Here is a 19691-nt window from a genome sequence, read left to right as displayed (position 1 = left end):
GAGCAGGAACAGCAAGCGATCAGCGAACTGCGCAAAGCGGTGCGTCAGCGTGAACAACGTTGCGTCGAAGCCTTGCTCAAGCTCTACGCCTTCCGCCCACAGGACGCGGCGGCCAGTGACCTGCCGCTGCTCGATGGTCGCTGGGGCGATGACCTGTTCAACCCGGAAACCCTGAAACAACTCGGTGTACGGGTCGGCGGTGGCATCGCGGCTGGCGCGGCGGCCGGGGCCGGCGTCGATTTGCTGGTGGGCGGCCTGACCCTCGGCGCGGCGGCACTGGCCGGAGCGATTGCCGGCGGCGCCCTGCAAACCGCCCGCAGTTACGGCAGCCGCCTGCTGGGCAAGATCAAGGGCCAGCGAGAACTGACTGTCGACGACAGCGTGCTGCGGTTGTTGGCCCTGCGTCAGCGACAACTGTTGCAAGCCCTGAACCAGCGCGGGCACGCGGCGATGGACAGCATTCAGGTCGCCACACCACAGGACAAAACCTGGCGCGAAGGCAAACTGCCGGAAGCGCTGAACAAGGCTCGGGCACATCCGCAGTGGTCGTCGCTCAATCCTCATTCGAAGGTGAATCAGGCGGAGCGGCAGGAGCAGGTTGAGGTGTTGGCGCAGCAGCTCTAACCAACGATCGTCAGCGCCAATCCAGTTTCAGAAACTCTTTGGCCAATGCCTTCACACGGCTACGATCGGTCCTGTTCGCTCGCCCGTCATTGTCCACATCCGAGCTCAACACCCACTCAAAAACCCCATCGTTATCCAGATCGCGGACCGCAGCCTTGTAGGCAATCCTCGGTCCGTCATGAAAATGCAGTCGTACCGTCTCAGGCGTACCGTCAGCGGATGGATTCTGCGAGAAGATGCGCAAGTGCCGCTCCTCAGCTTCATCCGCGTTATACCAGGCGCATTTCAAGTACGTTTTGCCAAACGACTTGAGCTGTTGACGATCCGCGTCCGTCGCCTCGCGCTGCAACTGTTCACCTTCAAAGAACTGGAAAGCGACGGTATCTGCCGAGCCCTTCCCGCTTCGATCCTGTGCAATCACTTTCAAAAAATGCATCCATGCGCTCCTTTGCGAAAAGGCCAGATTGATGCTTCGACGCGCGTTGATCCATAAACCGATTCCCTATCGTGTGTCAGACAACTCAGCGCAGAACGCCGGACAACAGGCCCGCAGCCTTGCGTTTCAAGACGTCGAGGTCCATCACCGGCACGTCCATGTCCTTGGCGCACTCATCCCACTGACGCATCCGCAGACTGACCTCGCACAATGGATCGAGCTCAAAAGCCTCAGCCTCTTCAGCACTCATCACCCCACCCTGATACTCCAGCGTCCGCCGACTGGCTTCACTCAAACGCTCGTAGTACCCAGGCTCTCTGAGCGTCAGATAACGCTTGGCCTGCACGTGATATTCCACCAGCCGCGCCATGCGTTCGCTGAAACCGGCCCGACGCAAATAATCAGCGCCCAAACGCTCATGGCTGACCACCCCGAAGCCACCCATGCTCTCGGCCCCCTCGGCACAGAGATGCCCGATGTCGTGAAAGAACGCCGCCAGTACCACTTCATCATCGAAGCCCTCGGCCATCGCCAGTTCGGCCGCTTGCGACATGTGCTCGATCTGCGACACCGGTTCACCGATGTAGTCGTTATCGCCAAACCGTTCGTACAGACCGAACACCTCGGCGATCACTTGCTGATGGTGGTCCATCAACTGTCTCCCAATAAGCTGGCGACATTACGTTCCGCCAACGCCGGCCCGACGCTCATGCCGACACCGGAGTGCATCAGCGCCACGCTCACACCCGGCATCGGACGCAGAAAAGAAAACGGGCCGGGGCCGCGTGAACCGTAAACACCCTGCCAGCGCTCGACCACTTGCACTTTGCAGCCCAACGTCTGCTCGGCCAGTTCGAGCATCCAGTCGTCCACCTGTTCGGCATTGAACGGTGATGGATCGCTGCCGTAATKGTGGGAGTCGCCGATGATCAACTCACCGTACGGTGTCGGGCTGATCAGCAGGTGAATGCCGTTTTCATGCAGATGGGGCGCCTCGCGCAGAATTTGCGCCTGTACCGCCGCAGCTTCCGGCAGATCGGCGAAGGCGCCGTAGTGCACGCAACTCAGACCGGTGAGCAGTGCGTGTTGCAGGTTGAGGTTGATCTGCGGCCGGGCGCGGAGCATTTGCAGGCGGCAGATTTGCGGGTTGAGTTCGGCAATCGGCTCGGCCAGCAAAGTTTGATAATCGTGGCCGGAGCAAACGATGATCTGCCCCGCGTTGAAGGTGCCGGCGGTGCTGTGCAAGCGGCCCGGCTCGATGTCGCGCACCAGGGTGGAAAAGTGAAACTCGACGCCCAACTCACGGCGCAGGTAGTCGATCAATGCCGGAATCGCCTCGCGGGAATACAGCTGTTGGTCGTCCATGCCGTGCAACGCGACGCGGTGATGGTTGAACTGACCGCCGTATAAATCCCGCAATGGGTTGCYGCGCAACAGCTCGACACGGTAACCGTGCTCCACGGCACGCCCGGCGCAGAAGGCTTCCAGCAGGTGTTCTTCCGCTTCGGTACGCGCGAACAGGTACGAGCCGTTGCGCTTGAGGTGCAGGCCGGCAAGTTCTGCCCATTGGCCCCAGATTTCTCGACTGGCCCTGGCCAATTCGAGCATCGGCCCTGGTGGCTGGCCGGTGACCAGTGCCTGACCGAAGTTGCGTACAGATGCGCCCAATGGTGTGGCGCTGCGCTCGAAGACTTTGACCTTGAGGCCGCGCCTGACGGCGGCATAGGCGTGGGACAGGCCTAGAATGCCGGCGCCGACGATCAGCATGTCGCTGTGGTGTGTCATGAAGATAATCCCGCTTTTTGTGGCGAGGGAGCTTGCTCCCGCTGGGGCGCGTAGCGGCCCCCCCTCTCTAYCTGAAAAGARGGGGMCTGCTGCGCAGTCCARCGGGAGCAAGCTCCCTCGCCACAAGGTGTGAGTCAGTTACTTGGCAGCCACTTTCTCGGACTTGCCGTCATAGCGCTTGCGCCATTCAGTCAGGATCTCGTCGCGATTCTTCGAGGCCCAGGCAAAGTCGTTCTTGATCAAGCGCTGCTCATAGTCCGCCGGCAATTCAGTCTGCGGCTTGGCAATACCCGGTTGCGCGAGCACCGCAAAGTTCTCTTTATAAAGCTCCATCGCCGCCGGGCTTGCAGAGAAGTCGGCCAGTTTCTTCGCTGCTTCTTCATGCGCGGTGCCTTTGATCACGGCAGTCGCTTCGATCTCCCAGCCCAGGCCTTCTTTCGGCAGGATGATGTCCAGCGGCGCGCCTTGGCGCTTCAGTTGAACAGCCGGGTATTCGAAGGAAATACCGATCGGGAATTCACCGGCAGCGGCGAGCTTGCACGGCTTGGAACCGGAGTGAACGTACTGGCCGATGTTCTGGTGCAGGTCGTCCATGTACTGCCAGCCCTGCTTCTCGCCGAAGGTTTGCAGCCAGGCGCTGACGTCGAGGAAACCGGTGCCGGACGAGGCCGGGTTGGGCATGACGATCTTGCCTTTGTACTCAGGCTTGGTCAGGTCCTGCCAGCTGACCGGTTTGCTCAGCCCCTGCTTTTCGGCTTCGACGGTGTTGAAGCAAATGGTCGCCGCCCACACGTCCATGCCGACCCAGGCCGGTGGGTTGGCAACATCACGGTAGTTACCGCCGATCTTGCCCAGGTCCTTCGGCGCGTAGCTTTGCAGCATGYCTTGCTGATCGAGGATCGCCAGGCTCGATGCCGCCAGACCCCACACCGCGTCGGCTTGCGGGCGAGCTTTTTCGGCCAGCAGCTTGGCGGTGATGATGCCGGTGGAATCGCGCACCCACTTGATCTCGACGTCCGGGTTGGCCTTCTCGAAGGCTTCTTTGTAGGTCTTCAGTTGTTCGGCTTCGAGGGCGGTGTACACCGTCAACTCGGTTTTCGCAGCGAAGGCGTTCAGGCTGAAAGCGGTGAGGACAGCAGCGGCCAGGGCCAAGGGCTTGAACATGGTGCAATTCCTGTGTGAGTTGAAGGTGTGAATCAAAGACCGGGCGCGGTCTGCCGCCAGGCCTGGGAGCGGCGCAATAAACCGCGCGAGGCCCAGGCCAGCAGCAGGGACACGCCCGCCGAGGTGAACAGAATCAGGGTCGACATTGCCGCCGCACCGCCGACGTTGCCGGCGTCGTCCATGTTCAGCACCGCCACCGCCGCGAGAATGGTGTCGGGGCTGTAGAGGAAGATCGCCGCCGAAACGGTGGTCATGGCCGAGACGAACAGGTAGCGCACGATGTCCAGCAACGCTGGCAGGCAGATCGGCACGGTGACTCGCAGGTAATGCCGATACAGCGGCGCCTTGAGCGACAGCGCGGCGGCTTCGAACTCGGCGTCGAGCTGGCGCAGCGCGGTGGTGGCGGTCATTTGCGCGGTGGTCAAATAGTGAGCAATGGTGCAAACCACCAGCAGCGTCATGCTGCCGTAGAGCACATGCAGCGGATTGCCGCTGAGGTTGAAGAAGAAGACGTAACCCAGGCCCAGCACCAGACCCGGCACCGCCATCGGTACGAAACTGAGCATGCGCAGTGTCAGATTCAGCCCGCGCTGGCCACGGGTTTTCTCCATCAGGTAGGCGCCGGTGAAGATCAGCACGCTGCCGATCAACGCCGTGCACAACGCCATCTTCACGCTGTTGCCATAGGCCAGCCAGCCGCCGCCCGCGGTGTCGTTGAACTGGTAATGGTTGAGCGACAGCGACAGGTTGTACGGCCAGAACTTCACCAGCGACGAGTACACCGCCATGCCGAACACCAGCAGCAACACCGCGCAGATCAGCAGCACGATGGCCAGATAACAACCGTCGCGCAGCCTCGACGGCATTGGCTGAAAGACTTGCGCCCGACCACTCATGGAATCGCCATGACGCCGACGCAGCCAGGCGTCGACACCAAAGCTGAACAGCGCCGGCAGCAGCAGAACCATGCCGATCAGTGCGCCGCGACCGAATTGTTGCTGGCCGACCACCGCTTTGTAGGCTTCCAGCGCCAATACCTGATAGTCGCCACCGACCACCACGGGCACACCGAAGTCGGTGATGGTCAGGGTGAACACCAGACAGAACGCTGCGAACACCGCCTGACGCGTCGCCGGCCAAGTGATGCTGCGAAAGGCTTTCGCCGGGCTCGCGCCCATGCTGGAGGCGGCATCGAACAGTCGCGCATCCGCCAGGGACAGCGCTGACAGCAAAATCATCAAGGCGTGCGGGAAGGTGTAGATGACCTCGCCGAGCACAATGCCCCAGAAGCCGTAGATGTTGTCCGAAAACAGACCGCGCAACAGGCCCTGATTGCCGAACAGATAAACCAGCGCAATCCCCGGCAACATCGACGGCGCCATCAACGGCAGCAGCGATGTACCGCGCCAGATACCTTTGCCGGGAATCAACGTGCGTTGCAGGGCGTAGGCAAACAGGTAGGCCAACGGTACGACCATCGCCGCCACGCTGAGGGAAACCTTCAGGCTGTTACCCAGCAACCAATGGAAATTCGCACCGGTCAGCAATTCACCGGCAGCCACCAGACCACCGCCCTGCCCGGCCTGCGAACTGAACCCGCGCCAGAAGATCGCCAGTAACGGCATCAACACTGCCACACAGAGCAACACCAACAACAGCAGCTTGCCGCCGACCACGAACAGCCGGTCGCCGATCTCGGCACGGGAGGCCTGCCGAACCTGCTTGTGCGGTATCGGCAGCGCGACGTTCGCGCTCATCAGGCGAACACCTGCAGGCTACGCGGCGGCAAGGCGACCATGATCTGCTGCGCACCGAGACGCGGCATCGCTTCCGGCGCCAGTTCCGCCAGCAATGCATGACCCGGCAGCTGATCGAGTTCGAAGCTCATGCGGCAACGATTGCCGAGGAAAGTGATTTCGCGAACCTTGGCCGGGAACAGGTTTTCTTCATGCACCAGCGGGTTGACGTTGATCGCCTCGGGACGGCAGAACAACCGGCCCGACGCGGTTTTCGCACTACCATCGGCCAGGCGCATGTGCATCCCGCCGACCAGGGCATGACTGTCGCTGCTACGGCGGAACGGCAGCCAGTTGCCCTGACCGACGAACTCCGCCACAAACGGTGTGGCCGGGCGGTCGTAGATGTCCTGCGGTGTGGCGTACTGCTCGACCTTGCCGTTGTTCATCACGGCGATGCGGTCGGCCATCAGCATGGCTTCGTCCTGATTGTGCGTGACCATCAGGGTGGTGATGCCGAGGTTGCGCTGCAATTGGCGCAACTCGGTGCACAGATGCTCGCGGACCCGGGCGTCGAGCGCCGACATCGGTTCGTCCAGCAGCAACAAGGAAGGGGCCGGCGCCAGAGCCCGGGCCAGCGCTACGCGTTGCTGCTGACCGCCGGACAACTGGCCGGGGTATTTTTTCTCGCTGCCGGTGAGGCCAACCAGCTCCAGCATCTGACCGACACGCTTGCGCACCTCATCGCGACCGCTGCCGGCGAGGCCGTAGGCGATGTTCGCTTCGACGGTGAGATTGGGAAACAGCGCGTAGGACTGGAAGAGAATGCCGTAGTCCCGGGCCTGAGGCGCCAGGTGGGAAACGTCGCGATCACCGAGGTATAACTCGCCGCTGTCCTGGCGCTCAAGGCCGGCGATGCAACGCAGCAAGGTGGTCTTGCCGCAACCCGACGGCCCCAGCAAACACACCAGTTCACCGGCCGTCACGTCGAGGGAAACGTTATCCAGGGGTTGCGAAGCGGCCCCAGAAAATGGGCCTGCTGCGCAGTCCAGCGGGAGCAAGCTCCCTCGCCACAGGGATCTACGCCGGGGCCATTTCCTGTGCCAGTCCGAGAAACGCCGCCGGCAGCCGGGCGCCTTTTCGCTCCTTGAGGCAGTACAGGTACTCGGGAATCTGCGGCGCATTCTCGAGGGTCAGCACCCGCAATTGCGGGTCGTGTGGCACTTCCTGCCGGGCAATGATGCTGATGCCGATGTTGCGCAGCACCGCTTCACGAATCGACTCGCGGCTGCCAATCTCCAGCAGCGGCCCGAAACTCACCCCGGCACTGGCCAGCAACTCTTCGGTCAAGCGCCGGGTGGTCGAGCCCGACTCGCGCATCAACAAGGTGTGCCCCGCCAGCGCACTGAGCGGCACATGGTCATGCACCGCCAGAGGATGATTACGATGCACCGCCAACACCAGCGGGTCACTGCCCAGTACCCGGCGGATCAGCCGCGCATCGTCGAGCAACTGCGAGGACGCGGCGACATCGACCCGGTAATCCTCCAGCGCTTCGAGCACCTGCTGGGAGTTGCCGATTTCCACCGACACCTCCACCTGCGGCAAGCGCTCGCGAAAGGTCTTCACCAGATCGAGGATGTAATACGGCGCCGTGGCGGCGATGCGCAACGTGCCCTGGACCTGACCGCTGTTACGCAGGAAGAACTCGATATCGGCTTCCTGCTGCAGCAGTGCCTTGACCATCGGCAACAGCCGCGCACCTTCGTCGCTGACGCTGAGGCGGCGGCCGCCACGGTAGAACAGCTCAACCGAATACTGGCTTTCCAGGTGCCGGATCTGGGTCGTCACCGTCGGTTGGCTCAGGCCGAGCTTTTTCGCCGCCAGGGTAATGCTGCCCAGCCGGGCCACCATGTAAAACGCCTTCAGCTCGGCACTCAGCACACCCGTTCCTCATCGTCTATTTGCGCAACAGGCGCAAACCGTTGAACACCACCAACAGGCTCACGCCCATGTCGGCGAACACCGCCATCCACATGGTGGCGATCCCGGCGAAGGTTACCCCAAGAAAGATCGCTTTGATGACCAATGCCAGGGCAATGTTCTGTTTGAGGATATTGGAGGTCTGCCGCGACAGGCTGATGAAGGCCGGGATCTTGCGCAGATCGTCGTCCATCAGGGCGACATCGGCGGTTTCGATGGCGGTGTCGGTCCCGGCGGCCGCCATGGCGAAACCGATCTCGGCCCGCGCCAGTGCAGGAGCGTCGTTGATGCCGTCGCCGACCATCCCCACGCGATAGCCCTGGGCATACAGCGTTTCGATGGCCTGCAGCTTCTCGCTTGGCAACAGATCGCCTTGCGCCTGATCGATGCCCACATGGGCGGCGATGACCTCGGCGGTGTGAACGTTGTCACCGGTCAGCATCAGGGTTTTGATGCCCAGTTCATGCAACTRCTGGATCGCTTCGCGACTGGTCGCTTTCACGGTGTCCGCGACGGCAAACAAGGCCAGCGGACCCGACTTGTCGAGCAACAGCACCACCGACTTGCCCTGTTTCTCCAGAGCAAACAGTTTTTCTTCCAGCGCTGGAGAACACAGGCCCAAGTCTTCCACCAGTCGATGGTTGCCCAGGTGATAGAGCTCACCATTGATCTCACCGCGTACTCCACGCCCCGCCAAGGCTTCGAAGTTATCCACAGTCAGCGGCGCGCGCTGGTTATCCACAACTGCCGCGTTGGCGATGGCCAGCGACACCGGGTGATCCGAGCGACCAGCCAGCGCCGCCGCAAGGGCCGGGGCTGTTTGATCGGCGGTCGGGTCGAGGGACAAATAGTCGGTCTGCACCGGTTTGCCATGCGTGAGGGTGCCGGTCTTGTCGAGGGCCAGGTAGTCGAGTTTGTAGCCGTGCTCCAGGTAGACGCCGCCCTTGACCAGAATCCCTTTGCGCGCCGCTGCCGCGAGGCCGCTGACGATGGTCACCGGAGTGGAAATCACCAAGGCGCATGGGCAGGCGACCACCAGCAACACCAGTGCCCGATAGATCCAGTCGAACCACAGCGCGTCCATGAACAGCGGCGGGATCACCGCCACGGCGAGGGCCAGGATGAATACAGCCGGTGTGTAGATTTTCGAAAAGCTGTCGACAAAGCGCTGGGTCGGCGCCCGCGCGCCCTGGGCCTGTTCGACGGCGTGGATGATCCGCGCGAGGGTCGAGTGGTCGGCCGCTGCGGTCACGGTGTAATCCAGTGAACCGGACTGGTTGATGGTGCCTGCGAACACTTTGTCGCCGATGGTTTTTTCGACCGGCAGGCTTTCACCGGTGATCGGCGCCTGGTTGATGGTCGAGCTGCCAGACAACACTTCGCCGTCCAGACCGATCCGCTCACCGGGACGCACCCGCACCCGTGCGCCCAGTTCGATGCTTTTCACCGGTTGTGCGACCCAACTGCCGTCGGCTTGCTGCACCGTGGCTTGCTCGGGCGCCATCTGCATCAGTCCGCCGATGGCGTTGCGCGCCCGGTCCAGGGACCTGGCTTCGATCAACTCGGCGACGGTGAACAGGAACATCACCATCGCCGCTTCCGGCCACTGGCCGATCAGGACCGCACCGGTCACCGCGATGCTCATCAGCGCGTTGATGTTCAGATTGAGGTTTTTCAGGGCGATCCAGCCCTTTTTATAGGTACCCAGGCCGCCACTGAGGATTGAGATCAGCGCAATCACCGCCACCACCCAAGTGGGCGCCGCGTTAGTGAAGTGGATCACTTCAGCCGCCAACGCACCAACGCCGGACAGCGCCAATGGCCACCAAGGTTTTTTCTCTGGCACAGGTATTGGCGCTTCGACGCCTTGCTCCAGCGGCTCGGCGTGCATGCCGAGGGACTTGATCGCCTCGATGATCGGCGCGGTGCCTGGCAGGTCATGGGTCACGCCCAACACCCGGTTGATCAGGTTGAACTCCAGTTGCTGCACGCCCGCAAGCTTGCCGAGTTTGTTCTGGATCAGCGTCTGCTCGGTCGGGCAGTCCATGGCCTCGATGCGGAAGCTGCTCAGCCGCGCGCCGGCGGTCGGCGTCTCGCTCAATTTGATCAGCGATGGCGCCGCTTTGGAGGAACAGCAGGAATCGCCGTGACCGCCATGATCATGGCTACCATGGGCACGCTGGGGCACAGGCTGCAGCTTGTGGCTGTGATCGTGATCGTGATCGTGATCGTGATCGTGATCGTGATCGTGATCAGCCTCGGGTTTGTGGGTGTGAAGAGAATCGCTCATTGGTCGCGTCCATGAAGGTGCCTGTTGCCAAGTAAAGACCCTGTAGCCACTATAGGGTCAAGCACCCTTTTGGAGATTGACGCGATGAAAATAGGAGAACTGGCGAAACTCACCGACTGCGCCGTGGAAACCATCCGCTACTACGAGCGCGAAAACCTGCTGCCGGAACCGGCCCGCAGCGACGGCAATTACCGCGTCTACACCCAGGCCCACGCCGAACGCCTGACCTTCATCCGCAACTGCCGGACCCTCGACATGACCCTGGAGGAAATCCGCAGTCTGCTGGCCCTGCGCGACAGCCCGCAGGATCAATGCGAAAACGTCAACGCGTTGATCGACGAGCATATCCATCATGTGAAGGCACGAATCGACGGCTTGCTGGCCTTGCAGACACAACTGCTCGACCTGCGCCAACGCTGCAGCGAAGGGCCGGATATCGATCAGTGCGGGATTTTGCAGCGGCTGGAGGTGAGTGGCGGGGTTGTGGCGACGGAGGTTGAGCATTCCCATGTCGGCCGAAGCCATGGGCATTAAGAATGCCTTCGCGGGCAAGCCTCGCTCCTACAGGTATCGTGTGAACCTGTAGGAGCGAGGCTTGCCCGCGAACACCGCGAAGCGGTGCCAGACTCAGACCGCCATCGGCGCCGTCATCGGAGCGTGGTGCTCATAGCCTTCGAGCGAGAAATCACTTGGCTCGATCAGCTCCAGCCACTCCGGCTGGTACACACCGGTCTTGGCGAACTCCGGCACGCGATCGGAGATCTTCAGCTTCGGCATGGCGAATGGCTCGCGCTTGAGCTGTTCGTTGAGCATGTCCAGGTGGTTTTCGTAGACGTGGGCATCACCGATGAAATAGGTGAACCAGCGCGGCGTGTAACCGGTCAGGCGACCGATCAGGCTCAGCAGCGCGGCGCCCTCGGTGAGGTTGAACGGCGTGCCCAGGCCCAGGTCGTTGGAGCGGATGTAGAGGGTCAGGGAGATTTCCCTGGTCTCGACATTCGGGTGGAATTGGTACAGCAAGTGGCACGGCGGCAGGGCCATTTCATCGAGCTGCGCAACGTTCCAGCCGTGGAACAGAATGCGACGGCTGCCTGGGTCCTTGATGATGGTGTCGACGCACTGGCGGATCTGGTCGATCGCCTTGTACAACACCACATACGCCTGGCCATCTTCTTCGCCTTCAGCAATCTGCCGATAACCCTGGCTCAGGGTCTGCTCGATGGCGGCCTGGTTGCTGACCGGGATTTGCTTATACGCCGGCCATTTGCGCCATTGCACGCCGTAGATCTCGCCGAGGTCGTCTTCGCCCTGACGGAACGGGTTGGCCAGCCACTGGGCGTTTTCGTTGGCGTTCTGGTCCCAGACCTTGCAACCCAGCGCACGGAATTCAGCGGCGTTGTTCACCCCGCGCAGAAAACCGCACATCTCGCCGATGGCCGACTTGAAGGCCATCTTGCGGGTGGTGATCGCCGGGAAACCTTCCTGCAAATCGAAGCGCAGCATCGCACCCGGAAAGCTGATGGTGTTAACGCCGGTGCGGTTGGCCTGTTTGGTGCCGTTCTTGATGACGTGGGCGACCAGATCGAGATATTGCTTCATGAATTACCTGTGTCCTTGAACCCGGAGCCGTCGCCCCGGGGTTCGAATTTTTTGCGCCAGCTGCTTATACAGCCGCTGCGGGGGCCGCCGGGGCGCGTCGATAAGCCAGCCAGATCAGGAATAGACCGCCGACGATCATCGGTACGCACAACACTTGGCCCATAGTCAGCCAATTCCACGCCAGATAGCCCAGTTGCGCATCCGGAACGCGGACGAACTCGACAATGAAACGGAAAATGCCATAGAACAGCGCAAACATCCCGGATACCGCCATGGTCGGCCGTGGCTTGCGCGAGAACAGCCAGAGGATCAGGAACAGCGCCACACCTTCCAGCGCAAACTGGTACAGCTGCGACGGGTGACGCGGCAACTGCGCCGGGTCGCTGAACGGCGGGAAGATCATCGCCCACGGCACGTCGGTCGGCTTGCCCCACAACTCGGCGTTGATGAAGTTGCCGATGCGCCCGGCACCCAGACCGATCGGCACCATCGGCGCAACGAAGTCCATCAGCTGGAAGAACGACTTGTTGTTCTTTTTACCAAACCACAACGCTGCGAGCATCACACCGATGAAGCCACCGTGGAACGACATGCCGCCCTTCCACACTTCGAAGATCAACATCGGGTTGGCCAGGTAAGCGCTCAGATCATAAAACAGCACATAACCCAGGCGGCCGCCGACGATGACGCCCATCGACATCCAGAACACCATGTCGGAGAGTTTCTCCTTGGTCCAGGTCGGGTCGAAGCGGTTCAGCCGACGGGACGCCAGCAGCCACGCGCCGCCGATGCCGACCAGATACATCAGGCCGTACCAGTGGATTTTCAGCGGACCGATGGCCAGGGCCACCGGGTCGATCTGCGGGTAAGGCAGCATTGCGACTCCTCGTTAGAGTTGAAACCTTCAAAATTCCCGGGCGACGCTGTCACGCCAGGATTAAGCCAGGATTGCGTTAGGTGTCAGAGCAGGAAGTTCAAGCCGACGCAAAACAGCAAAGCGGCAAACAGTCTTTTCAGCAAGCGTGGCGACAGCCTGTGGGCCAGTCGTGCACCGAGGCGGGCGAAGACCATGCTGGTCAGAGCGATCCCCAGCAGCGCCGGCAAATAAACAAAACCGAGACTATGGGCCGGCAGCAGTGGATCGTGCCAGCCCAGAATCATGAAACTTAATGCACTTGCCAAGGCGATGGGCAGGCCACAGGCCGACGAAGTGGCCACCGCTTGCTGCATCGGTACGCTGCGCCAGGTCAGGAATGGCACGGTCAGCGAGCCGCCGCCGATCCCGAAAATCGCCGAAGCCCAGCCAATCACACTGCCGGCCACGGTCAGACCGACTTTACCGGGCACCGTTCGGCTGGCCTTGGGCTTGAAGTCCAAGGCGAGTTGAACAGCGATGATCAACGCGAATACGCCGATGATTTTCTGCAAATTCGGCCCGGAGATCGCTTCGGCGGTCAGCGCGCCGAAACCGGCACCGATCAGAATGCCGAGAGTCATCCAGGCAAAAATCGGCCAACGCACGGCGCCGCGGCGATGATGTTCGCGAACCGCATTGACCGACGTAAAAATGATCGTCGCCAGGGAAGTACCGACTGCAAGATGCGTCAGGATCGACGGATCAAATCCCTGCAAGGTGAAGCTGAACACCAGCACCGGGACGATGATAATCCCGCCGCCTACCCCAAACAGCCCGGCCAGCACGCCCGCACAGGCGCCCAGCGCCAGATAGAGCAGAAATTCCATGGCCACATCCCCAAGCATCCCGAAACAGGAGCGGCATGGTAACGGATGCATGGCCTCGGGCTCCACTGCGGATGGCGATGGATCGATGAGCGATGTCTGCGTAGAGTGAGCAAAAAACACACAAGGACCACCTTATGTGCCTGATTGTCTTTGCCTGGCGGCCGGGTCATGCCCAGCCGCTGATCGTGGCGGCCAACCGCGACGAATTCTATGCCCGGCCCAGCCTGCCCCTGGCGCAATGGCCGCACGCCCCGCATGTCTACGCCGGGCGTGACCTCGAGGCCGGCGGTACGTGGCTCGGTGTCGGCGCCAATGGGCGCTTCGCCGCACTGACCAACATCCGTAATCCCCTTCAACCGCCGGCCGCCAAGTCGCGAGGCGAACTGGTGGCGCAGTTTCTCAGCGGGGAAACGCCCATTGAAGACTATTTAAGCGACGTTATCGCACGTTCGGCTGAATATGCCGGGTTCAATCTGCTGGCCGGCAATGCCAAAGAGCTCTGGCACTTCAACGCTCGGGAAACCGCGGYGGTCAGGCTCGAACCAGGGATTTATGGGTTATCGAACGCGGGGCTGGATACGCCGTGGCCAAAAGTGCTCAAGGCCAAGGCAGCGTTGAGCGAAGTCCTGGACGATCCACAACCACAGGCGTTATTGGCCTTGCTGAGCGATCCGCAGATCGCACCACTTGCCGAGCTGCCGGACACTGGCGTGGGGCAAGCCACCGAGACGTTGTTGTCGAGTGTGTTTATCAAGAGCCAGGCTTATGGGACGCGGGCGAGCACGGCGTTGATTGTTCAGGCAAATGGGATGCGGCATATGGTCGAGCGGAGTTTCGGGCCGTATGGGGGGCATTTGGGGGAGGTAGAGATCAGGATTTGAAGTCGGGCGATTAATTGTGGCGAGGGAGCTTGTCGGATCGCCGCACCGTCCCGCTGGAGCGCGAAGCGCTCCCGATCCGGCCGATGCGTTCTTTCATAAAGATCGCATCGGCTGAATCACGACTGCTTCGCAGCCGAACGGGAGCAAGCTCCCTCGCCACAGGGCCGCCGCTGACCTAGAGGGTCTTGACCGAAGCCGGATTGATCATCCGTGCCAACCCAAGGTTTTTCAGCGCCAGTTGCAGCGAGCTGTGGATAACTTGCGGGTTGTCGATGGTCATCAGCTCCGCCAGCAACTCCTTGGCCTTGCTCAGGTTGATCTGACGCAGCATCCACTTCACTTTCGGCAAGTTGGTGGCGTTCATCGACAGGCTGTCGAAGCCCATTGCCATCAACAGCACTGCCGCCGCCGGGTCACCGGCCATTTCGCCGCAGATACTCACCGGTTTGCCTTCGGCATGCGCATCGCGCACCACGCTCTGCAGGGCTTGCAGCACCGCCGGGTGCAGGTAGTCGTAGAGGTCGGCCACCCGTGGGTTGTTTCGGTCCACGGCCAGCAGGTACTGAGTCAGGTCGTTGGAGCCGACCGACAGGAAGTCCACCTGCCGCGCCAGTTCCTTGGTCTGATACACCGCTGCCGGAATCTCGATCATCACGCCAACCGGCGGCATCGGCACGTCGGTGCCTTCGTCGCGGACTTCGCCCCAGGCCCGGTGGATCAGGTGCAAGGCTTCTTCCAGTTCATGGGTGCCGGAAATCATCGGCAGCAGAATACGCAGGTTGTTCAGGCCTTCGCTGGCCTTGAGCATGGCGCGGGTCTGCACCAGGAAGATTTCCGGGTGGTCGAGGGTCACGCGAATCCCGCGCCAGCCGAGGAACGGGTTGTCTTCCTTGATCGGGAAGTACGACAGCGCCTTGTCACCGCCAATGTCCAGGCTACGCATGGTCACTGGTTGTGGATGGAACGCGGCAAGTTGCTCGCGATAGATCGCCAGCTGTTCCTTTTCACTCGGGAAACGCTGGTTGATCATGAACGGCACTTCGGTGCGGTACAGGCCCACGCCCTCGGCACCGCGCTTCTGCGCCCGTGCCACATCCGCCAGCAGGCCGGTATTGACCCACAGCGGCATGCGGTGGCCATCGACCGTTACGCACGGCAGGTCGCGCAATGCATCCAGCCCGAGGGCCAGTTGTTTCTCTTCCTCGACCACGTCGGCGAACTGCTTGCGCAGCACGTCACTCGGGTTGGTGTAGACCTCGCCGTGGTAGCCGTCGACGATCATCTGGATGCCGTCGACCTTGGAGTACGGCAGGTCGACCAGGCCCATCACCGTCGGAATACCCATGGCGCGCGCCAGGATCGCCACGTGGGAGTTGCCGGAACCGAGTACCGACACCAGGCCCACCAGCTTGCCTTCCGGCACCTCGCCGAGCATCGCCGGCGTCAGTTCTTCGCTGACCAGAATGGTGTTGTCGGGGTAGACCAGCGTCTGCTGCCGCTCTTCCTGCAAGTAGGCGAGCAAACGGCGGCCGAGGTCCTTGACGTCCGAGGCCCGCTCACGCAGGTAGGCGTCGTCCATCAGTTCGAAACGGTTGACGTGATCGGTAACCACCTGACGCAACGCGCCCTGGGCCCACTGACCGGTCTTGATCACGGTGGTGACTTCGCTGCCGAGCGAGGCATCGTCGAGCATCATCAAGTAGACGTCGAACAGCGCCCGCTCTTCAGGTCGCAGCTGGGTTGCCAGCTTGGCGGACAAGGCACGCATGTCGGCGCGCACGCCTTCGATGGCCGTCTTGAACAGCCCAAGTTCTGCATCGATGTCGGTGATGGTCTTGTCCGGCACCACATCCAGATCGGCCGGCGGCAGCATGACGACTGCGGTGCCGACCGCCGCGCCCGGCGAACCCGGTACGCCGACGAACTTTGCTTCCTGGATACCTTTGCCCTGACGGCCCAGGCCACGGATCGAACCGGTGGCCTCGGCATGGGCGATAACGCCGGCGAGCTGCGCGCTCATGGTCACGAGGAAGGCTTCTTCACCCTCATCGAACTGGCGGCGTTCCTTTTGTTGAATGACCAACACGCCGACGACGCGGCGGTGGTGAATGATCGGCGCCCCGAGGAACGACGCGTAGCGCTCTTCACCGGTCTCGGCGAAGTAACGGTAGCGCGGGTGATCCGCGGCGTTTTCGAGGTTCAGGGGTTCTTCACGCGTGCCGACCAGGCCGACCAGACCTTCGTTGGGTGCCATGCTGACTTTGCCGATCGAGCGCTTGTTCAAGCCCTCGGTGGCCATCAGCACGAAGCGGTTGGTCTCTGGATCAAGCAGGTAGACCGAGCAGACCTGGCTGCCCATGGCCTCTTTGACGCGCAACACAATAATCCCCAACGCCGCCTTGAGATCCTTGGCGGAGTTAACTTCCTGGACGATCTTGCGCAGCGTATTGAGCATGGCTCGGGGTCGAACTCCGTCGTCAGTCGCGCGCTAAAAGGCGCGGGGCAAGCTCTTTGAGAGCGCGTCGATACACCTCGCGCTTGAATGTCACCACCTGGCCCAACGGATACCAATAGCTGACCCAGCGCCAGCCATCGAATTCCGGTTTACCGGTCAAATCCATCCGCACCCGCTGCTCGTTGGAGATCAGGCGCAGGAGAAACCATTTCTGCTTCTGGCCGATGCACAGCGGTTGGCTGTGCGTTCTGACCAGACGTTGCGGCAAACGATAACGCAACCAGCCCCGGGTGCAGGCGAGAATTTCAACATCTTCGCGCTCCAGGCCCACTTCTTCGTTCAACTCGCGGTACAAGGCGTCTTCCGGCGTCTCCTGGGGGTTGATCCCGCCCTGTGGAAACTGCCAGGCATCTTGATTGATTCGGCGAGCCCATAGCACCTGGCCAGCATCATTCGTCAGAATGATCCCGACATTGGGGCGGAAACCATCGGGGTCGATCACGGCAACAACCTCGCAAACGCATGTCGCCGCATTGTTCCACAAAGGTTGTGAAAGCAGCAACGAGCCGACCTACCTTATGTGCACTCTTGTGAAAAGTCCGTATTCTGGAGACCTTTCTACAGACTTTTCAGCGAGTAACTGCAATGCGGCTGGCTTTATTCGACTTGGACAACACGCTTCTGGGCGGCGACAGTGACCACGCCTGGGGCGATTATCTGTGCGAACGCGGTTTCCTCGACGCCGTCGCCTACAAGGCACGCAACGACGAGTTCTATCAGGACTACCTGGCCGGCAAGCTGGATCAGGCCGCCTACCTGAACTTCTGCCTGGAAGTCCTCGGCCGCACCGAAATGGCGACACTGGATCAATGGCACCTGGATTACATGCGCGACTGCATCGAACCGCTCGTGCTGCCCAAGGGCCTCGAACTGTTGGCCCAACACCGTGAGGCCGGCGACAAGCTGGTCATCATCACCGCCACCAACCGTTTTGTGACCGGGCCGATTGCCACGCGTTTAGGCGTTGAAACCCTGATCGCCACCGAATGCGAAATGATCGACGGCCGGTACAGCGGGCGCAGCACCGATATCCCGTGCTTCCGTGAAGGCAAGGTGACCCGGTTGAATCGTTGGCTGGAAGAAACCGGCCACAGCCTGGAAGACAGTTATTTCTACAGCGACTCGATGAACGACTTGGCGTTGCTGGAGCAAGTGACGAATCCGATCGCGGTCGATCCGGACCCTAACTTGCGGGCCGAGGCCGAGAAACGTGGCTGGCCGGTGATCAGTTTGCGCGATTGATTAAGCCTGTAGCAGCTGCCGAGGTACGAGGCTGCGTTGCGGTCCGCAGGACCGCCCTTCGGGGCCGCTTCGCAGCCCATCGCAGCCTCGCACCTCGCAGCAGCTACAGATTCCGCGCTATACCGGCTTGGCCCCCATCAACCCCGCAATGGCGATCAAGCAGACAAAACTGAACAACGCCAACGCCAACGTAAACTTCCCATTCCCCGCCGCCGGCGCCTTGCGCAGCCGATTGAGCCGCACCAGCAGCCAGAACCAGCCCAGCGCCGCCACGGTGTACAGCACACTGGACGCCAGCAACCAGGTCTGCCCCAACGGCCAGCCCACCAGATGCACCATCCACCAGCCGGTAAACGGCATGCTCAACAGCGCCAGGCCCATCAACAACCAGATGAACACCTGCGGTCGCTGCAAGGTACGCGCAGGCGCCGTCGCATCACCGTTACGACGAGTGCGCCAGACCCAGATTGCCAGCCCCAGTGCGCTGATCAACAGCAGCACCGTCGCCACGCCATGCGCGACTTTGAGGGCGGTTAACGTTTCCATTGTTCGAATTCCTTATAGGCTGCCCATCAGCGTAGCCGCTCAGCCGAGAAACAGCTGATAGGCCGGGTTGTCGCTTTCGTCCCAGTACGGGTAGCCGATTTCTTCCAGCGCCGCCGGTACCAGATGACGCTCGTCGTGGGGCACTTGCAGGCCCGCGACCACACGGCCATCCGCCGCGCCGTGGTTGCGGTAGTGGAACATCGAAATATTCCAGCGCCCACCGAGCTTGTTGAGGAAGTTGAACAACGCACCCGGACGCTCCGGGAACTCGAAGCGCAGCACCACCTCATCGACCACCTGGGCGGCACGCCCGCCAACCATATGGCGAATGTGCAATTTGGCCAGTTCGTTGTCGGTCAGGTCGAGTACCGGAAAACCCTGCTCGGTCAGGCTGGCGAGCAGCGCACTGCGCGGGTCGTTTTCCGGATGGGTCTGCACGCCGACAAAGATGTGCGCTTCGCTGCCGGTGTTATAGCGGTAGTTGAATTCGGTGATCTGGCGCTTGCCGATGGCTTCGCAGAACGCCTTGAAGCTGCCCGGTTTCTCGGGGATGGTCACGGCGATGATGGCTTCGCGGCCCTCGCCCAGCTCGGCACGCTCGGCGACGTGTCGCAAGCGGTCGAAGTTGACGTTGGCGCCGGAATCGATGGCCACGAAGGTGTGGCCGGTGACGCCACGTTGCTCGACGTATTTCTTGATCCCGGCCACGCCCAAGGCGCCGGCAGGTTCAGTGATCGAGCGGGTATCGTCGTAGATATCCTTGATCGCCGCACAGATTTCATCGGTGCTGACGGTGATCACTTCATCAACGTAGTCTTTGCAGATATCGAAGGTGTGCTGGCCGATCTGCGCCACCGCGACGCCATCGGCAAACAGGCCCACGGTCGGCAACACCACGCGCTCACCGGCCGCCATGGCGGCTTGCAGGCAGTTGGAGTCATCCGGTTCGACGCCGATGATCTTGATGTCCGGACGCAGGTATTTCACGTACGCCGCAATCCCGGCGATCAATCCGCCACCGCCCACCGGAACGAAGATCGCATCCAGACGCCCCGGGTGCTGGCGCAGAATCTCCATGGCCACCGTGCCCTGCCCGGCAATGGTGTGGGGATCGTCGTAGGGGTGAATGTAGACGTAGCCTTTTTCG

At 61.5% G+C, this 19691-nt stretch carries 19 protein-coding genes; 4 read left to right on the top strand and 15 right to left on the bottom strand.

Features of this window, described 5'->3' with window-relative positions; genetic code table 11:
- The coding region (locus tag AC1DLB_RS06815; RefSeq protein WP_477784778.1) for a DUF3482 domain-containing protein at positions 1–624 on the top strand (624 nt) is incomplete at its 5' end.
- A gap of 10 nt (positions 625–634) precedes the next feature.
- Here the strand turns inward: AC1DLB_RS06815 and AC1DLB_RS06810 are convergent.
- The 8 genes from AC1DLB_RS06810 to AC1DLB_RS06775 all read right to left on the bottom strand — a co-directional run bounded on the left by AC1DLB_RS06810 (position 635) and on the right by AC1DLB_RS06775 (position 10018).
- Positions 635–1060: a hypothetical protein gene (locus AC1DLB_RS06810; RefSeq protein WP_028939094.1), complete on the bottom strand. Its 426-nt coding sequence runs from the start codon at positions 1058–1060 to the stop codon at positions 635–637.
- A gap of 85 nt (positions 1061–1145) precedes the next feature.
- A complete protein-coding gene (locus AC1DLB_RS06805; protein WP_018928667.1) occupies positions 1146–1712 on the bottom strand; it encodes a phosphonate degradation HD-domain oxygenase in 567 nt (188 codons plus the stop codon).
- Positions 1712–2845, bottom strand: a complete 1134-nt coding sequence (locus AC1DLB_RS06800) for a TIGR03364 family FAD-dependent oxidoreductase (RefSeq protein WP_477784777.1) — start codon at positions 2843–2845, stop codon at positions 1712–1714. The genes AC1DLB_RS06805 and AC1DLB_RS06800 overlap by 1 nt, the downstream gene beginning before the upstream one ends.
- 138 nt (positions 2846–2983) lie before the next feature.
- Positions 2984–4009 carry a putative 2-aminoethylphosphonate ABC transporter substrate-binding protein gene (locus AC1DLB_RS06795; RefSeq protein ID WP_477784776.1) on the bottom strand — a complete coding sequence of 342 codons (1026 nt, stop codon included), beginning with the start codon at positions 4007–4009 and terminating at the stop codon, positions 2984–2986.
- Positions 4010–4041: 32 nt separating this feature from the next.
- The gene (locus AC1DLB_RS06790; RefSeq protein ID WP_477743614.1) at positions 4042–5766 is read right to left on the bottom strand and encodes a putative 2-aminoethylphosphonate ABC transporter permease subunit; all 1725 of its coding nucleotides are present in this window, start codon (positions 5764–5766) and stop codon (positions 4042–4044) included.
- Positions 5766–6806, bottom strand: coding sequence for a putative 2-aminoethylphosphonate ABC transporter ATP-binding protein (locus AC1DLB_RS06785; protein WP_477784775.1), 1041 nt, complete (start codon positions 6804–6806; stop codon positions 5766–5768). Before AC1DLB_RS06785 ends, AC1DLB_RS06790 begins: the two co-directional genes overlap by 1 nt.
- 19 nt (positions 6807–6825) lie before the next feature.
- Positions 6826–7689, bottom strand: a complete 864-nt coding sequence (locus AC1DLB_RS06780; RefSeq protein ID WP_018928662.1) for a LysR family transcriptional regulator — start codon at positions 7687–7689, stop codon at positions 6826–6828.
- 16 nt (positions 7690–7705) lie between these two features.
- A complete protein-coding gene (locus tag AC1DLB_RS06775) occupies positions 7706–10018 on the bottom strand; it encodes a heavy metal translocating P-type ATPase (protein WP_477784774.1) in 2313 nt (770 codons plus the stop codon).
- An 84-nt stretch (positions 10019–10102) separates the two neighbouring features.
- On the opposite strand from AC1DLB_RS06775, the gene cadR reads away from it, so the two are divergent.
- Positions 10103–10552 carry a Cd(II)/Pb(II)-responsive transcriptional regulator gene (gene cadR / locus AC1DLB_RS06770; RefSeq protein ID WP_007897786.1) on the top strand — a complete coding sequence of 150 codons (450 nt, stop codon included), beginning with the start codon at positions 10103–10105 and terminating at the stop codon, positions 10550–10552.
- Positions 10553–10645: 93 nt separating this feature from the next.
- Here the strand turns inward: cadR and AC1DLB_RS06765 are convergent, their stop codons facing one another.
- The 3 genes from AC1DLB_RS06765 to AC1DLB_RS06755 form a co-directional block, all read right to left on the bottom strand.
- Entirely contained in the window at positions 10646–11617 is a 972-nt protein-coding gene (locus AC1DLB_RS06765) for a thymidylate synthase (protein WP_064621000.1), read from the bottom strand.
- Between the two features lie 64 nt (positions 11618–11681).
- Complete coding sequence (gene lgt / locus AC1DLB_RS06760) at positions 11682–12494, bottom strand: prolipoprotein diacylglyceryl transferase (protein WP_064621002.1); 813 nt, start codon at positions 12492–12494, stop codon at positions 11682–11684.
- Between the two features lie 83 nt (positions 12495–12577).
- On the bottom strand, positions 12578–13360 hold the full coding sequence (locus AC1DLB_RS06755; RefSeq protein WP_105340765.1) for a sulfite exporter TauE/SafE family protein: 783 nt from the start codon (positions 13358–13360) through the stop codon (positions 12578–12580).
- A gap of 134 nt (positions 13361–13494) precedes the next feature.
- Between AC1DLB_RS06755 and AC1DLB_RS06750 the strand changes: the two genes are divergently transcribed.
- On the top strand, positions 13495–14241 hold the full coding sequence (locus AC1DLB_RS06750) for an NRDE family protein (protein ID WP_477784773.1): 747 nt from the start codon (positions 13495–13497) through the stop codon (positions 14239–14241).
- A gap of 175 nt (positions 14242–14416) precedes the next feature.
- Here AC1DLB_RS06750 and ptsP read toward each other — a convergent pair whose 3' ends face one another.
- Both ptsP and AC1DLB_RS06740 read right to left on the bottom strand, forming a co-directional pair.
- A complete protein-coding gene (gene ptsP, locus AC1DLB_RS06745; protein WP_018928656.1) occupies positions 14417–16696 on the bottom strand; it encodes a phosphoenolpyruvate--protein phosphotransferase in 2280 nt (759 codons plus the stop codon).
- Between the two features lie 22 nt (positions 16697–16718).
- Positions 16719–17198, bottom strand: a complete 480-nt coding sequence (locus AC1DLB_RS06740; protein ID WP_007897732.1) for an RNA pyrophosphohydrolase — start codon at positions 17196–17198, stop codon at positions 16719–16721.
- A gap of 143 nt (positions 17199–17341) precedes the next feature.
- Between AC1DLB_RS06740 and AC1DLB_RS06735 the strand changes: the two genes are divergently transcribed.
- On the top strand, positions 17342–17998 hold the full coding sequence (locus AC1DLB_RS06735; RefSeq protein ID WP_018928655.1) for a histidinol-phosphatase: 657 nt from the start codon (positions 17342–17344) through the stop codon (positions 17996–17998).
- A gap of 117 nt (positions 17999–18115) precedes the next feature.
- Here AC1DLB_RS06735 and AC1DLB_RS06730 read toward each other — a convergent pair whose 3' ends face one another.
- Both AC1DLB_RS06730 and ilvA read right to left on the bottom strand, forming a co-directional pair.
- Positions 18116–18544: a DUF2269 domain-containing protein gene (locus AC1DLB_RS06730; protein WP_018928654.1), complete on the bottom strand. Its 429-nt coding sequence runs from the start codon at positions 18542–18544 to the stop codon at positions 18116–18118.
- 39 nt (positions 18545–18583) lie between these two features.
- The coding region (gene ilvA, locus AC1DLB_RS06725) for a threonine ammonia-lyase, biosynthetic (RefSeq protein WP_477784772.1) at positions 18584–19691 on the bottom strand (1108 nt) is incomplete at its 5' end.

The sequence above is a fragment of the Pseudomonas sp. 05N434 genome, assembly GCF_056396965.1.
The sequence above is the reverse complement of the archived record's forward strand: the minus strand, read 5'-3'. Positions and strand labels throughout refer to the sequence as shown.